This is a genomic window from Paenibacillus zeirhizosphaerae (genome assembly GCF_030705605.1).
GTDB lineage: Bacteria > Bacillota > Bacilli > Paenibacillales > Paenibacillaceae > Paenibacillus > Paenibacillus zeirhizosphaerae.
In genome coordinates this window covers 1-16,231 of the sequence record NZ_JAPCKK010000031.1, presented here as the reverse complement: position 1 = coordinate 16,231, position 16,231 = coordinate 1, and the positions used below count along the sequence as shown (strand labels likewise).

Genomic DNA, 16,231 nt, shown 5'->3' with positions numbered 1-16,231 from the left:
GGCGCTTTTTTTGTGCATACAACGGGACAGGTGAGCTTGAACAGGTATATGATAGGCTTTAGAAGGAGGTGGTTCAATTGACTGGAGGAGAGGCGACCGTAAGTCTGGATAAGAAGCATGAGGGGCATCCCATTGTCCTGGTGGACGGTGTGTGTCACTTTTGTCAGGGAGCCACCAAATTCATCATTGAACGTGACCCGGGAGGTAGACACCACTTCGGCTCCCTCCAATCCGAGGAGGGGAAGCGACTGCTGAAGGCAGGTCGTATGTCGATGGATCGACTCGATACGCTTGTATTAGTAGAAGACGGCGTATATTACACCATGTCTACAGCGGTTCTGCGGATTGCCAGACATCTGCGTTTTCCGTACCCGCTTGCTTATATGTTTATTCTGGTTCCCCGTCCAATAAGGGATGCTCTATATCGGTACATCGCCCGCAACCGGTACCGCTGGTTCGGAAAGGATGACGGCGACGGGGTGCAATGCCGGATTCCTTCACCCGAGGTAAGGAAAAGGTTTCTGTAACGGCAGATCAGGATGGAAGAAGCAAAAGAACGCCAGAGGCTGCGCCTGCGCCTCGGCGTTTTTTTCTGTGTGTCATTGCACACCCCAAACAGGAGTGTAACATAACCCCAATCTGCAATTTCGGAATGGGCTTCCTGTCTTACGCTGCACTATCTAGTTACCTTGGAGCACGGAAACCTTCTTTTTCTGCTTCGGCAACTGTACAGAACCACTGCTCCGGCTGAGTGCGCTCATAAGAGGGCGATTCCGGGGTGTGGTATATTTTATCCCCCTTGGAGCTGATATTTCCTTTGATAGCACAAGCTGCAGAGGGAGGGGCCTCTTCTGTCCCTGACTTCGCTGCTGTATCAGCGGACGTTTTGTTTCCGGCAGAGCTTTCTGAACTATTTTCGGCTGTAGCAGGGTGAAAACCGTCCTCCCGGGCGTAATTCTCAACACTCCAGATCCCGATTCCCTTCTGCATGCTGGCTTTCTGCAATTCTTCAAATGGGTCCACATAACGGACATTCGGCGGATAGATATAGGCTACACGAGCTAAGCCTTCTTTAAGCAAAGTTTCCTGCACCATGACATCGTCCGCATATACATAGGCAAGCAAGCGTCCGTACTTGTCCCGCTGCTGTCCGACATCAAATTCGAGTTCAATTGAATGTGCCTGTTCGAGGAGTTGCTTGGTATAAGCTTTGGCTTCAGGGCCGAAAGGCTGCACCCCCAGGCGTGGATGCGACGTCTCAGGCGTGTCGATCAACAGCATTCTAACCGATTCCTGTTTGCCGTCATAAATCACGCGTAGCGTATCGCCGTCTACGGCTTTGTCCAGTTTGACCTTTACCCGGGGATACTCCGCTTGGCTGGTTTCCTCAATAGTAGCGGGTGTGGTGCTGTTTACCTGGATCCGGGAAGTGGTGCCGCATCCTGCAATCAGCAAGAGCGCGAGCAGTCCAATGATGGATGAAATCAGCCTTGGCATTGTGTTCTTTGTGTTCATTTGTTCTCCTGTCTGCATGTTGTTGATGGTTGAATTTAAGATCGGACCAGCAAGTGTCAGGCTGTTCCGGGCCAGGTTAATCGCTTGAGCTTGAGCGTCTGCTCCTACACCGCAGCCAGAACAGCACAAAGGCCATTACAATCAGCAGTACCGCAGCCACAGCCGCGGCAACACGTCCCATATTTGGCACCCCGACGGAAAACTCAAGGTGGTTCTCGTTCAGCGGGGAGATGTTCCAGGTCATGGTTTTGCCGTCATCCGACACCCGATCCGCATTATGGGCCTGCGGACGGATAGGGAGCGTCAGACTGAAGTTGAAATCCAACTGCTCTGACAGCAGCCTCTTGGAAATGAAATTCATATTCTCCAATTTATCCGTCACTGTGCTACCGCCGTTCGGAAGCATTTGCAGAAAATCGGCAGTCAACTGCAACTGATATTCCGTGGTGAAGAAATGCTTCTCAACCATAGAGGATAACGTCAAGCCCTTGGGCAGCCGCTGTGGCAGTTTATCCAGCGCATCAGCGGCACCTGTACTGCCGCTGGACTTGGGAGCCGTGAAGGTATGGTGAAAACGGAAGCCTTCTCGGCCGCTTTCCTGAAGCGGTTCAATCCGAATCCCGTATTGTTCAAGAGGGCGTACGTATTCCTCTAAAGATTTCTGCAAATACAGCGAATTTAATGCGTTTTTGTTTACGCTGACCTCAACGTCCAAATCGATGCTTCGGTCTATATGTACGGTCGCATGCGCATCCCCTCTGGCGCAGGAGCAGAGAAGCAGCAGCAATGCTGCTGCAATGCTGAACCGAATAGAGCGGCTTTTATATAAGCTCATACTAGCCCACCTTTCCTGCTGCCGATCCAATCTGGCCATTCTTAATGATATCAGAAAGTAGAAATTTGAGCACAAGTTCCCTAATACCGCGAGCCTGTTGAAACTAGGAGCCGCAAGATTTTTACAGAAACAGCTTGCCTGGATTGCAGGACTGTGATATTCTAACCGTAAAAATATAGGACGTGACGGAAGCACCGTTCACCAGCCGCATGACAGCGGCTGATGAACGGTGCTTTTTTTGCGTTTCTGGTAGGAAGGGGAAGGGCATGAAGGCGTTGAGGGTAGTTTTGGCTGTGCAAAGCAGGGAATATATTGAACCGCTGCTAGACTATTTGCACGGGAGCGAATATGCCAAGCGGATCAGGGTGACGGCTTTTTCGCAGCCGGATGCTTTTTACCAGTATATGCGGGAACCGATCGATGGCAAAATGCCGGATGCAGTGGTGGGCGAAGCGGTGTTCTTCGAAGGCTGGAGGCAGCGGGAGGAATCGCGCGTAAGCTGTTTCCTGTTGAGTGAAGAGGGGCGTTCGGAGCCAGGAGTGGTGCCCTTGCGGAAATATCAGCCTGTTTCCCATTTACTGGAAACCATATGGGACGAGTGCAGACGCCGGTTAGATGGAGATATACGCATGAGCAGCCGTGAGGAGACGATGGTAGTGGGCTTTGTCTCCGCTTCCGGTGGCGCGGGCAAAACTACAGCAGCCCTTAACGCGGCCAAGCAGCTCGGCGGCGCAGGTTACTCTGTGTTCTATTTGAACATGGAAACGGCAGACTCGAGTTCACTGTTCACACCAACAGTCGAAGGAATGACGGGGCTTTCACGTCTTCTTTATGACATGAAGACTCAAGGGACCTATGATCTTGGGTCAGCCGCCGCTTACAGTATACGGCAGCACGATTTCAAAGCTGATATATTCCAGCCGCTGGCCAACCGTAAGGAAATTGCCGAGATGAGCTATACGGAATCCTGTGAGTTGATCCATGTGCTGGCCCGAACCGGTCAGTACGACGTGATTATCGTGGATACCGACGCCGAGCTGAACGCCCGGACAGAGGCCGTACTGAAGACCGGAAGCCGTTTGATCTGGCTGTTGTCCGACGATTTGATCAGCATGCATAAATGCAGGCTACGGCTGAATCAACTTCAGATTTCCAATAAAGACGGTTATGACATGCTGCTGGACAAAACCCTGTTTGTGTTGAACAGATGTGCCGGTGAACAGGTGAATGATCTGCCATATGAGGGGATGACTTTGCACGGTATATTGCCGTACATTCCTTCATGGAAACAGATGGACAGGGAAGAACTGATGCTGAACTCTCCCATTTATCAGCGGGAGATCCGCAAGCTATGCAGGATGCTTCTGAATGAAGATGCCGTGGCATTGGAGGAACCTGTCCGTGCATAAGGAGGACTGAATGGACAACGGATTATTTCAGGAGCTGCGACAGAAGATCCGAGCGGGATTGGACCTTACTTCATCTGTTACCGATGAGGAGTTGATTCGGCAAATCGAGAACAGGGTGCTGTTTGATGCAAGGCTTGACGAATTGACCTCGCGGGAAAGGTATACACTTGTCCGCCGCATCTTTGACTCATTCCGGGGACTGGATGTTCTGCAGCCGCTTGTGGACGACCCGGACATTAGTGAAATCATGATTAACAGCCACACTGAACTATTTGTAGAACGAGAGGGGGATGTCGTACGCCTGCCGACCGCCTTTGAGTCCCGTGAGCGGCTGGAGGATATTATCCAGATGATCGTCGCTGGCGTGAACCGGATTGTTAACGAATCCTCCCCTATCGTGGATGCACGCTTGAAGGATGGTTCCAGGGTAAACATTGTACTGCCGCCGATTGCGCTTAAAGGTCCTACCATGACGATCCGAAAATTCCCGGCAGCACCGATGGCGATGGAGGATCTGATTCGAAAGGATGCTTTGAGTGCAGAGGCAGGCGAGCTGCTGCAGCAGCTTGTGCGGAGCAAATACAACATTTTTATAAGCGGCGGTACAGGATCAGGCAAGACGACCTTCCTGAATGCTCTTTCCCAATTCATTCCGACATCAGAGCGTGTGATCACGATTGAGGATTCGGCAGAATTGCAAATTACGACCGTTCCCAATCTGGTTTCGCTGGAGACGAGAAATCGGAACACAGAGGGAAAGGGTGAAGTATCGATACGTGATCTGATCCGGTCCGCACTGCGGATGAGACCGAACAGGATTATCGTCGGCGAGGTAAGGGGCAGCGAGGCCCTTGATATGCTGCAGGCTATGAATACAGGACACGAGGGCTCGTTATCAACAGGGCACGCTAACAGCATTGCCGACATGGTTAGCAGGCTGGAAACGATGGTGCTCAGCGGTGCGGAGCTTCCTCTGGGTGTTGTGCGGCAGCAGATCAGTTCGGCCATAGATATTTTTGTCCACTTGTCCAGGCTGCGTGACCGATCACGGCGTGTTCTAGAGATTAGTGAGGTTATCGGATACCAGGACGGAGAAGTCGTGCTTAATCCATTATTTCGATTTAAAGAATATGCCGAAAAGGAGGGCCGGATTGAGGGGAGTCTGGAGCGGGCCGGATCAGGTCTGTATCACAGGGACAAACTGCGGATGGCCGGTATTCGGCAAGAACTGTTTACGTGGGGTGAAGGAGGTGAAAACAATGAACAGAGACCAGAAGAATAACATGGAATTTCGTCCGGAAGAGCATCCGCACATCGTTTCGAGGACAGAGATAAGGTCAAGATCACCAGGAAGAACAGCTCATAACAAGGGTGAAAAGCGTGCGCATTCTCGTACTCGGCAGCGAATATCCATTCGCCCGGCAAAACGAGGATCGGCAGCAGATTCCCCTACTCAGGAGAAGGCAACCGGGGGACAGGTACAGGGCTATAACGTTTACCGCTTGCCGACAGGTCAAAAACTAATCTGCATCGTGCTTAGCGGGCTGGTCTTTTACAGTGTTGGCTTTCTTTTTTATCATCATTGGATCGTTGCAAGCTTTGTATCGCTTACCGGATTGCTGGTTCCCCGGTATTACAGCAGGTTCCTGCTCAGGCGGCGGAGGGCTGCTCTAAGCATGCAGTTTAAGCAGGCGCTTTATTCTCTTTCCTCGTCTCTGGCTGCAGGGAAATCCGTAGAGAACGGGTTTCGCGAAGCGGTAGCGGACATGAAGCTGCTTAGCCCTGACGGAGATCATGATCTGATTCGTGAGTTCAGTATGATCAGTGCCAAGATGGAGTACGGCCAGCCGGTAGAGGAGGCGCTGCAGGATTTTGCCCGGCGTGCGGATATGGAGGATATTATTAATTTTTCCGACGTATTTGCAACCTGTAAGCGTACCGGAGGAGACCTCATCGAAGTGGTGCGGAGATCCTCGGCCGTAATCGGTGAGAAAATGGATATCCAGCAGGAAATCAGTGTTATGATCGCGCAAAAGCGTTTTGAGGCACGTGTCATGTTTGCTGCCCCCTTTTTATTCGTGCTGTTCATGAATATCTCGGCGGCGGATTATATGACTCCGCTTTATACTGGCACCGGAAGAATGATTTCAACAGTGTGTCTGCTGCTGCTGGGTTGCTGTCTCTTATGGATCAACAAAATCATGAAAATTAACGTGTAGGGGGAGCCAATGGTGTTGCTTATCAGTTGTTTCATACTGGCTTTGCAAACCGGCGGCTGGCTGCTTTTGTACCGGCGGCACGGCAAGCAGTATGAAGATTTTAAAACGGTGCGGGTTGAAGGACTACGTTTGCAAAAAATGGCCGCTCCCTTTCTGTATATTCTGTATAAATTCCGTATCTTTCAAAAGTTCCCCTTGCTTATGTTTAGGCTGCAGAGGTCTGTGCAAAAGCTGTACGGAATGCGCAGCAGCCAGGAGAAGACAATGCTATTTCTCGCCGAAATGGCGGGGTACTTTTTTCTGCTGCTGGGGGGAGGCTGTCTGTTAACGCTGGCCATGGGAGGAGACGCGTCGGGACTGATGCTTGGATTGGGGCTTGGCATTCTCGTACCCGCCGCGCTGGTCAAGGACCTTCATGCGAAGGTCAGTAAGCGGGATCAGCAAATTATTATGGAGCTGCCCGAGCTGCTGGGTAAAATTATGCTGCTTGTGGGAGCCGGAGAGACGGTACAGCGGGCCATCATCCATTGTACGGAACGGAAAAAGGATCAGTTGGAACACCCGTTGTATCGAGAATTGACGCAGACGATTGCAGAATGGGAGAGCGGGTATTCCTTCCAACAAGCCTTTGAGCAGTTGAGCCGCCGGTGCGGGATTCAGGAAGTGAGCGTGTTTACAACCGCCGTACTGCTCAACATGCGGCGGGGCGGGAGTGATTTTGTAATGGCATTGGGCGAGCTTTCGCAATCACTGTGGAACAAGAGGACGGCAATTAGCCGGACGCTTGGCGAGCAGGCCTCGTCCAAGCTGGTTTTTCCGATGGCGGTTATTTTGCTGACTGTTATTGTGCTGGTTGGTGCTCCAGCATTTATGATGATGAATATGTGAGGGGGAAAACAAGGTGATAATGAACGTTAATCACGGATTGAAGCAATTATGGGAAGAAGAAGACGGTTTGGGGACCTTGGAGATGATTTTGATTATTGCCATTCTCATTGCAGTGGCGATTATCTTCAGAGAGCAGATTACAAAGATTATCTCTGGCCTCTTGGACAAAGCGGATCAAAAAAGTAACGATTTTATGGATTCCTAATGATCGAGCCTCTGCAAAAAGAAGAGGAGGGAAGCTTCTCGCTTGAAGCTTCCCTGGTCATGCCGGTTATTTTGCTGCTTATCTTTGTGCTTCTTTTTTTCTGTATTTATCTGTACCAAAAAACAATCCTTGTCCAGTTGGCCTCCACTGCGTCGGAACGTTCCGCATACAACTGGGACAACAGCCACAAACATCCGGTAAACGGCGCGTTCGCACAAGGTGAGCGGGATTCCTTGTATTGGAGGTTGAAAGACGATGCTGCTCTTGGGGCACTGTTTGGCTGGGCAGGCGCTGAAAATGAGGTGAAGATTTCCATATCGGGTGCTGCTGGTGAGGACGGTCCGCTAACGGTGCAAAAAATGCAGCAGGCCGCTGAAGGCCTCCCGTCAGAGCTTAATGGAGAGATGAGCTATCGTAATAGCTTGATCAAACGTACAATTACGACGGAGCTGGAGAATATGGCGAAAATTCCATTGTTGAATTCAATAATGACTAAGCCTGAAATGAAATCATCAATTTGGACAAGCATTGTCGATCCGGTTGAGTTTATCCGGACAGTCGATCTGCTGGGTTATTATGGCGCGAAATTTTCGGGCAGAGGCGGGGGAGCACGGGTGACGCCGGCAGCAGCCGGAAACGTCCTGCAGCAGTATGGGCAATCAGGCATGTAGACCATCCTGTGTATTCTATTCTATATGGATCAGTATTGCTGAAAGGAGCTGAGGCATGTTTCGTAAAGGAAAGGATGAAGAAGGAGCAGTTACCGTCTTTTTGATCATGGTTCTGGCCTTTATATTTGCATTTGTCGCCATTTTCATTGATTATGCACGCGTTGCGGCGCTTCATGTACAGACTGAGAAGGTCGTTCACGCTGCGCTCAGATCGGTGATGTCTGCTTATGATCCGGCGCTTCAGCGTAGATATGGCCTGTTTGCTTATGGAGAGGGGACGGGTGACCGGATCATGGCGAAGGTGCTGAACGACAGCGCCAAAAGAACCCCACGGGAAGGGGCTCTTCCTTTAATGTACAGTCGCTTGGACAGCAGTTCCCTCAGTATGGAACGCAAGCTGGGCACCTATGAAATTTTTAATAATCAGGTGCGCGAGGAAATGAAATATAAAGCGCCCGTGGATTTTACCTTTGAAATTCTGGAGAAGCTGAAGCCGATTTCTCAGAACATGAAGGAGGCGGCCCATACCGTTGATCTGCTGAAGAGACTGCAGAAGCTGTATGAAAAGCGGGAAGCGAAGCTCGACAGTATGCTGCAGAAGCAGAAGGAAGCGGGTGAAAGCGCAGGTAATCTGCGCAAGCTGATTATGGATAACGGCTACAATGATATTGACGATGCACGGTATGTCGATAAGCCTGAAACCGCCGAAGAAGCTGCTGCGCAATACAACCCTTATTTGGAACTGTATGAGGAGAATGAAGATAACCCAAGCGCCAGAAAGGAGCGAGATCTGCAGGCTTACCGCACGAAGGTCAGCAAGCTGAGAACCAACATTACGAAAGAGATGGACAAGATTTTACAGAAGCAAAGCAGTCTGCTGCAGGAGGCAGAAACGATGCTGAATGAAGCGGAGAAGATCAACGCTGAAATGAAACAGGTTATCGCTGAATACAAAGAGCGTGCCGCCAATGCCGCATATGACGAGGTGGCGCGCGCGCAGACATCCGGCGGAAGCGCTGCGTCTGCCGACGGTACCATTGCAAGTGCCAGACAGCAGGCCGAGGATCTGCTTACACCTGATTCTGTATTTAATGCGTTGAGATCTGGTATACGAGGGCAGGAGCAGGCGATCCATGCGGTGAACAGCCAGGTTAGGGTTTTGACTTCGGGGTTGTCAAGTATTTCGGACAGAACAGCGGAGTCGGACACCTTGAAGAATCAGGTCATCCGCGCACGGAATGCGCTGGACGTTTATTTGAAGGCATATGTTCGCCAGGGGGACAATAACAAGCTAACGCAGACGGCAAACCTGCTGCAGAGCAGGCGAGGGTCCGATGCAGAACGCAAGGCGTTGGAGAAGCGGTCGCAAGACAAACTGAAAGAGGCTTACCAAATTGTTGACATGCTATCCAGTCTGGCACAGGGAAGCGAGGAATTTAACGAACTCGAACAATATTATCTCGAAAACCTACAATTTAATGAAGCATCCGCCGAAACGGGGACAACTCCGGGGATATCCTACGATTCTTACGATGCTGTCGGCGGCGCCATGGACGGAATGGACGGAATGTATGGTTCGGCGGCGGGTATGATGAGCAAGCTGGGTGATGAATTTTTTCAAAACGAATATGCGCTTTCCCGATTTGAGCACGTTGATTTCAGCCGTTTCGGAAGCTTGATTGGTCCCAACAAAACGGCGGGCAACGCGGCTGAAGTATTGGGGGATCAGTTACAGGTGAATGGACAGGAGGTTGAGTACATTTTATACGGTTTTCATAATCCTGCAGGCAATCTTGCCGCGGCATACGGGGAAATATTCAGTATGAGGCTTGCCATCCGGACGATGGAGGGGCTGGTCAAAAACAGTTCCAAAGGAAACCCGCTGCTGGTGCTGGCGGCAGCTGTAGTATACGGTGTGGAAAAAGCGATCGCGGATATGATTGCACTTGCGCAGAAAGGATTTGTACCGTTGTCGGAGTACATAAATTTCAACATGACCTATAAGGACCATTTGCGGCTGTTCCTGATGCTGCACAGCAATAACGAACGTAAAATGTCCCGCATGCTGGCGCTCATTCGCTTCAACACGGGAGTTAATCCGGCGGAAAGGGACACTTACGCTTCCGGAGAAGTACGCAGCGGCATACGTCTGTGGTTTTTACCCGGTGTGATGAAAATGCTGGGTACGGCTTCTGGCAAGGGAGAAGAGATCGAGAAGGGTGTTTTTTATGTTACCAAACAAGCGGTCTTTTCTTATTAAACCATTGCGAATGGCATGAGAGGGGGGGCGGTATAACGTTTGAGAAGCAGGATGCGCGGTTGCAGGGCAGGGCAGGAACATGGGAGCATCGTTCTGGAAGCGTCACTGGTGCTGCCTGTATTTTTGTTCTTTATCCTATTTTTTATTTACATGGTACAGATGACGCTGATATCGACAGCTCTGCAAAATGCGGCTTCTGAAATGGCCAAACAGGTGGCATCCAGTATATACCCGGTATCACTTGCGATTGGGGCTGCTGAAGGTGCAGCGGGCACGATCGGTCAGGTGGAGATCGTGCCAAGTCTGACGATCGAGGAGCTTGCCGCAGAGTTTGGCAGTACACTGCCAGAGCCTGCGGCAACCTGGGTTGAGGAAGCCATTGTCGCAGGGAAGAAACCCTTGGAACAGCTTCGGGGTGAGGTCAGCGAAGCAGTTATGGACCCGGTTATGAAGCCTCTGCTGAAGCCTTTTATCGAAGACACTATTTTGGACTATGAACGGATACATATTACAGGTGTCGTTGTCCCTGGCTTTGAAGACGGTGGCGGCCCATACTTCAAAATTGAGCTGTCTTATGTGCTGCCGATGAAGGTTCCGTTCATCTATAGGGACACGGTATTGCAGGCAGCGGCAGAAGAAAGATTGTGGATCGGGGATACGGGTGAGGGAGCTGGTGACGGAAGCAGTACGGATCCGGGGGCTGCGAGCGACGGCATACAGATTATTTCCAAGCCCGAGCCTGCGATCAAAGGGATTTACAACACCATTAAGGCTCAGATTGCTCCGGGTGAGTCTGCAAATTTGTCGATTATCTACAAATCAGGCTCCAGTACAGCCAAGCATATCGGATGGACACAAGCCGACGCCCAGGGAATGGTTGAATGGAATTGGTTTGTGGGTACCAATACAACACCGGGTATTTGGACGTTTGTCATTGAAACAGAGAGTGGACAGCACATTGAGGTGCAGTTCGAAGTTGTAGAAAAAAATACGGCCAGGGAGGGTGTATGATGGGGATTATGTATATCGGCTGTGCCGTATTTCTGGCGGCAGCGCTTGTTACAGATTTGCGGTCTATGAAAATTCCAAACAAACTCACTCTGCCGGCTGTCCTTAGCGGCTTGGCGGTTCATGGGGTCAGCGGCGGTTGGGAAGGACTGCTATTTGCCTGCGCAGGCCTTGGAACGGGATTTGGTTTACTGCTTGTTATGTACTGGATGGGGGCGGTAGGTGCAGGCGATGTGAAGCTGTTTGCAGGAATTGGCGCCTGGTTGGGCTCGGTTTTTGTACTTCAGTCCGCCGTGTATTCCGTTTTGTTCGCTGGTTTGATCGGCCTCATGATCGTGCTATGGAAGCGCGAAGCTCTTCTCCGTTTGCGCAGGATGCTGTTCAGCATTGGGGGATTTCTTTTATTTCGTAGCGGGAGTTCGTTACTGGCGGGCCGGGAATCGCAGATGCGCTTTCCTTTTATGGTGGCGGTTATTCCCGGAGTGATCAGCGCTTACGTTTACTTAAGCATTTAACATTTATTGAGGATCGGAGTAGGGCGGTGTTCTGAGTCCGAACGGGGATACATGAGATACCGCGCTACTGACAATTATCCAGGTGAAATCATTGGAAAATCCATAAGTGAGAAAAAGGTGCTTTTTCCGGTTATTTCCCGGATTATAGAATGGTTCAACTCCGCTGAAAATGTATAAATTCTATATTCTCAAAATAATCTGACAAATAATAGTGTAATTTTTTGGAGGAATGGGAAGGTGAGGTTAAACTAAAGGAGAAGAGAGAATATTTGGGGGGTTAAAAAATGGTGATGAAAAAAGTGATAGTTTCGGTGTTTACGGGTATGCTCGCTGTGGCTGCGGTTTGGGGTCCGGGAGGAGGCTCAGAAGTTTCTGCTGCTGCGGCGTTCAAGGATGTACCGGCAAGCCATTGGGCAAAGGCTTCCATTGATGATGCGGTTAACAACGGATATTTGAAAGGGTATGCAGATGGAACGTTCCGCCCTAGTGCTCCGGTCACACGAGCAGAATTTGCTGCCATTTTGTCTCGCGTTTCTAGCAATGAAGTTGTCGAAGGTAAAGGAAATTTTGCAGATTTGACAGGCAACTGGAGTGAGGAGGAAGTCACCAAAGCGATCGGGATGGGGTTCATTGCTCCAAGTGACTATACTAATGGATTTAAGGCTTCGACATCTTTGACCCGCCGCGAAATGGCAAAGTGGATGGCGTCCGGTCTGGCTACGGCACAAGAGGATTTTCAGACTGCTTTGTCTGATACGGGGGATACACTGGTTCCCGTCGCTGAGTATTACAAGGGTGGGCTGAACAAGGCGGATTATCCGTTTGTGTCAGTCGCTTTGGGAACGGGATTGATGACGGGTTATGAGGATGGAGCGTTCGGCCCGGCCAAGACGACAACCCGTGCTGAGGTGGCTGCTATTTTGAGTCGATATGAATCTGTACAGAAAAAAAAGGCTACGGATTTTCGGGATTTGAATGAGATGAGAGAGGTAGGGCTGACTGGGACAAACATGACCTCGCTGACACCGTATAAGTTTGGAACCGATGGAGCTACCGGAAAGCCGGCAGACTTTAGCCAAATTAGAGATAGAGAATTCAAGCTTCGTAATAATCTAGGGACACAGACTATTCATCGCATAATTGTGATCAAGTCTGGAAGTGATAAGAAGCCGACAAATCTCTACGGAAAAATGTTTATAGATAAAGATTTTGATTGGCCGATTAATGGGGACGCTTACCATGTGTTTACAGAAACAACACTTATCCCTAATGGAGATAATCTGTCGAACCTTGCTTTTGCAAATGCAACAGGGAACCGTTTTTTGAGTGGTTCAAACTTTGAGACGGGTACAGTCAAAACATACGGAATTACAAATTTACCTCATGCCAATTATCTTTCCTCTGGATTTTTTAAGGAAGGCGTAAAAAGAAAGTTTTGGATGTATACATCAATTGCTAGTAGTGGTAAAGCATCTGAACAAATTACAATAAACGGTAAATCTACACTTATAGTATTGAAGTAACAAACACTGAGAGGATGGGATGATGCTTGGAAAAAATTATGAAGGTATCCCTTCTTCTTCTCGGTTTGCTCCCTTTCCTTTTTTATGGGAATCTGCAAGTAAAGGCTGCTGGGCAGGTAACAGCAGTGAGTGGGAATATTGAGGATCAATTAGAACTCAAGACCCCATATGTTACACCAGAAGGGCCTGTACAAGAGCAGAAGTATGTGATCCCTGTGAGAGGATACAAGGATGCAAACCCTGGAGTTTACTGGGTTCAAAGGGATGATGGGAAGTGGACGGCCACTTCCTATCGAGCTCCCAATGGCAAAAAAGAAGTACCTAATGTTGGGTCTGATCAGCATCCTTGGCCAGGAGTAGGTGAAGTTTCTGACAAAATCGATATGAATAAGGATGCTTATAAACCTGATGGATATAAAGACGCCAGTGATAACACGAGGCATTCGAAACTTGTGACTAATGCCCATATTGCTAAAACAGAGACTATTCCTACCTATCAAGGGAGAAATTCAGATATCACTGAACTTGAAGTTAAGGATTTATATTTTATTTCCATTACTTCAGAAACAGGTGAAGTGACCCCTGGAGAAAGTGGCACTGGACTATATAGAGAAGAGTATAACGATCAGCAAGAAGTTAACGGTAAGTTATCTACTCGCCCTAATGGATATCCCAAAAAGACGGCGATGTATCTTACTCCATTAAATTTAGAATGGCGCGGTACGATTGTTGAAAAAAAGAAAATACTTGCAACGGGCGTGCAACAAATGGAGGTCGGACAGGAAGCGCAATTCAAAGGAGAAGTAGCTACCCAAGCTCCGGGGGAGACGGCTTATGGGGACTTGGTAGACGTTACTCAACGCCCAGGACAAACTGAATGGTCTTCGGATAACAATGGAGTAGCATCCGTAAATCCGGAGACGGGTCTTGTCAAAGCGGTAAACCCTGGGATCGCCAAGATCACCGTGCAATGGAAAAACGAAACGTATTGGCTTACGGATACCGTTGCCGTAGCAGTAGGCGGCGTCCCACTTCCGGAGGAGCCAGAAGAACCAGCCGTGGTTTGCACCCCTCCACAATCGGCAGGAGTCAAGACCGGCAGCCTGTTGAACAGCAGTGCGGTTGGAAAGATCAAGGCGGACACGCGGGGATCTGAAAAGTTTGAAGTGTCCAAAGGCATCCCAACTTCGGAAAGCTTATACGGAAACGTCTTGGCGAAGGAATATCTGTATAACAACAAATTCGAGAAGTTCACCGGCACGTGTACGTTTACGGTTCCGGTGAGCAAGACTTACAAACTGAAATGGACGGAAAAAGAAGATTATGAAAACAGCAAGGGCGAAACGAAGTCGCGTGATGTTAACAAGTCACGCAGCGTTACCGTGACCCCATCCTATGACATTATACGGCATTATTCCTATTGGACGATTCCTGGCCTGCAGGTGTTTAAAATCGACAATGCCAAGCTCTATAATTATGCCTTCCAGGGCAACGGCATCGTCATCGAGCCAGGCAGCTCCTACAACGTGCCGACGATGGATGTGGAAACGGAAGTGGTAAATCTGTTGGAGCCGTCACCGGTATCGGCTTCCGCTCCAAGCGAGACGATTGATGGCGGCAGCAGCGAGCCGGATGTTCCGGATGAGGATCTTGAAAGCTATGCGGAGGAAGAGACGCCGGAGCTTGATGTGCGAAACGACAAGCTCATTTTTAACGGAGAGACTGTGATGGACGGTTCCATGGTAAAAACCAAGACCAAGGATCCTGGAGCCATCAAAACGCCGCTCAGTATTGACGAAAACGCCCTGTACCGTCCGGAGAACGTTATTCCGGTCAGCAAGACCAACAAGGCAGATAACGAAAGCACTGGCACCATTGAATATTCACCGTTAGACGGCAGCTTGGGCAATCCAGAAAAGATGCGGCAGCCGATCGATGATTTGAATAATGTGACGGTCCATACGCCGGTGGTTATGTACCCAAGCGTCACGAATGACAAGGAGCATAACCAGAAGGTATACCCGACCGCAGGCACCGCTGCTTTGGTACTGGACAGGCCATTCACCGTCACCATCCCGACCAGTGGCCCGCATCGGGACATTAAAGGGTATGGCAACCGAGATTATGCCAAGTATACCGCGTACAAGCAGGTATTGTTCGAGTTCGATGTCTACAACGAGGATATGGGCAAATACATTCCGGCCAATACCTGGATCGATATTCCAATCACACAGTTGGAGACGACCTTCAGGATGCCGGTGTGGGTGAATGAAGGAAAGTACACCGTACACTTCCGCTCCATCGCCGAGAATGCACCGGAAAGCTTCACGTGGGAGAGCATGGCCAACCTGAATTTAGTCAATCACGTCGCGGTGAATACGATTCCTGTGGAAGTGATCGGGCGCCTGTATGACTTCAAAGTGACAGACATTGTGGACTACGACTGGGAGACTGTTTTCCGGACGAAAAAGGGCAGCTCGGAGCCAACCGGCGCAGCCTATTGGGTCGGACCCCATTCCCTTGACGGCACAGCCCGCGGGAATACACCGCCCTTCATTCTTCCGATTCTGCCTGGCAGCCATCCGAATGAAGGCTATAAAAATGTGGCTATTAAGACCGGCTATCATTTCAAATTCGACTTTAAGACAAAGGGCAATATGTTCGGTCCTAAGGACCATGTGAAGGTTGTACCGACATTCTATTTCGTGAGTAAAGACGGAGCCAAACGGCAAAAGGTCGATCTGTACTATCACAATCAGACCACGGGGCAAAAGTTCGTGAAGATCGGTTCGAGTCAGGATACGGTGACCCGCAGCATGGTCCTGAATAGCCGGATGCGGAACGTCCCTTCAACGGAGCTGACTAATACAGCGAAATACGTGGCGACGTATGGCTTTACCGATTTCATGAAACAAGCAGGAAAGAAGAATACTATCGGCTCATACGGTTTGCTGGATCTAGCACAGCGGGTACGGACTTTGATTGGGCCTACGGCCAATGTCCCTAAATCTGTAGATCCAGGCAGAGCAGTGGCATCTATGCAAAAATGGTATGGAGAAGTGTGACTTGTTTCCGGCTCAACCCAGGCGGTAACGTCTGACAAAGCCGGAGGACATCAGTACAATCGATGTCTAACTTTACATCCAAGTTGACAGGGGAAGTTCCTGTCTGAATTGAAGGTTG

General features: G+C 49.8%; 14 protein-coding genes. 12 read left to right on the top strand and 2 right to left on the bottom strand.

Going from position 1 to position 16,231, the window contains the following annotated elements; genetic code table 11:
- Positions 1-77: 77 nt before the first annotated feature.
- Positions 78-527 carry a thiol-disulfide oxidoreductase DCC family protein gene (locus tag OIN60_RS19270; protein ID WP_305756500.1) on the top strand — a complete coding sequence of 150 codons (450 nt, stop codon included), beginning with the start codon at positions 78-80 and terminating at the stop codon, positions 525-527.
- Positions 528-684: 157 nt separating this feature from the next.
- On the opposite strand, the gene OIN60_RS19265 is transcribed toward OIN60_RS19270, so the two are convergent.
- Positions 685-1,515 carry a thermonuclease family protein gene (locus OIN60_RS19265; protein ID WP_305756499.1) on the bottom strand — a complete coding sequence of 277 codons (831 nt, stop codon included), beginning with the start codon at positions 1,513-1,515 and terminating at the stop codon, positions 685-687.
- 76 nt (positions 1,516-1,591) lie between these two features.
- On the bottom strand, positions 1,592-2,350 hold the full coding sequence (locus OIN60_RS19260; protein ID WP_305756498.1) for a DUF3153 domain-containing protein: 759 nt from the start codon (positions 2,348-2,350) through the stop codon (positions 1,592-1,594).
- Positions 2,351-2,616: 266 nt separating this feature from the next.
- On the opposite strand from OIN60_RS19260, the gene OIN60_RS19255 reads away from it, so the two are divergent.
- The 11 genes from OIN60_RS19255 to OIN60_RS19205 all read left to right on the top strand — a co-directional run bounded on the left by OIN60_RS19255 (position 2,617) and on the right by OIN60_RS19205 (position 16,113).
- Positions 2,617-3,759 carry a P-loop NTPase family protein gene (locus OIN60_RS19255; RefSeq protein WP_305756497.1) on the top strand — a complete coding sequence of 381 codons (1,143 nt, stop codon included), beginning with the start codon at positions 2,617-2,619 and terminating at the stop codon, positions 3,757-3,759.
- Positions 3,760-3,769: 10 nt separating this feature from the next.
- Positions 3,770-5,041: a TadA family conjugal transfer-associated ATPase gene (locus OIN60_RS19250; protein ID WP_305756496.1), complete on the top strand. Its 1,272-nt coding sequence runs from the start codon at positions 3,770-3,772 to the stop codon at positions 5,039-5,041.
- Positions 5,019-5,978, top strand: a complete 960-nt coding sequence (locus OIN60_RS19245) for a type II secretion system F family protein (RefSeq protein ID WP_305756495.1) — start codon at positions 5,019-5,021, stop codon at positions 5,976-5,978. The genes OIN60_RS19250 and OIN60_RS19245 overlap by 23 nt, the downstream gene beginning before the upstream one ends.
- Before the next feature lie 9 nt (positions 5,979-5,987).
- On the top strand, positions 5,988-6,866 hold the full coding sequence (locus OIN60_RS19240) for a type II secretion system F family protein (RefSeq protein ID WP_305756494.1): 879 nt from the start codon (positions 5,988-5,990) through the stop codon (positions 6,864-6,866).
- 19 nt (positions 6,867-6,885) lie between these two features.
- On the top strand, positions 6,886-7,071 hold the full coding sequence (locus OIN60_RS19235; RefSeq protein ID WP_370872567.1) for a Flp1 family type IVb pilin: 186 nt from the start codon (positions 6,886-6,888) through the stop codon (positions 7,069-7,071).
- Positions 7,071-7,742, top strand: a complete 672-nt coding sequence (locus OIN60_RS19230; protein WP_305756492.1) for a TadE/TadG family type IV pilus assembly protein — start codon at positions 7,071-7,073, stop codon at positions 7,740-7,742. Before OIN60_RS19235 ends, OIN60_RS19230 begins: the two co-directional genes overlap by 1 nt.
- A gap of 55 nt (positions 7,743-7,797) precedes the next feature.
- Complete coding sequence (locus OIN60_RS19225; RefSeq protein ID WP_305756491.1) at positions 7,798-10,002, top strand: hypothetical protein; 2,205 nt, start codon at positions 7,798-7,800, stop codon at positions 10,000-10,002.
- Positions 10,003-10,041: 39 nt separating this feature from the next.
- A complete protein-coding gene (locus OIN60_RS19220) occupies positions 10,042-11,013 on the top strand; it encodes a TadE/TadG family type IV pilus assembly protein (protein WP_305756490.1) in 972 nt (323 codons plus the stop codon).
- Entirely contained in the window at positions 11,013-11,525 is a 513-nt protein-coding gene (locus OIN60_RS19215; protein WP_305756755.1) for an A24 family peptidase, read from the top strand. Before OIN60_RS19220 ends, OIN60_RS19215 begins: the two co-directional genes overlap by 1 nt.
- A 284-nt stretch (positions 11,526-11,809) precedes the next feature.
- Entirely contained in the window at positions 11,810-13,048 is a 1,239-nt protein-coding gene (locus OIN60_RS19210) for an S-layer homology domain-containing protein (protein ID WP_305756489.1), read from the top strand.
- Positions 13,049-13,173: 125 nt separating this feature from the next.
- Positions 13,174-16,113 carry a DUF5704 domain-containing protein gene (locus OIN60_RS19205; RefSeq protein WP_305756488.1) on the top strand — a complete coding sequence of 980 codons (2,940 nt, stop codon included), beginning with the start codon at positions 13,174-13,176 and terminating at the stop codon, positions 16,111-16,113.
- The last annotated feature ends 118 nt before the right edge of the window (positions 16,114-16,231 follow it).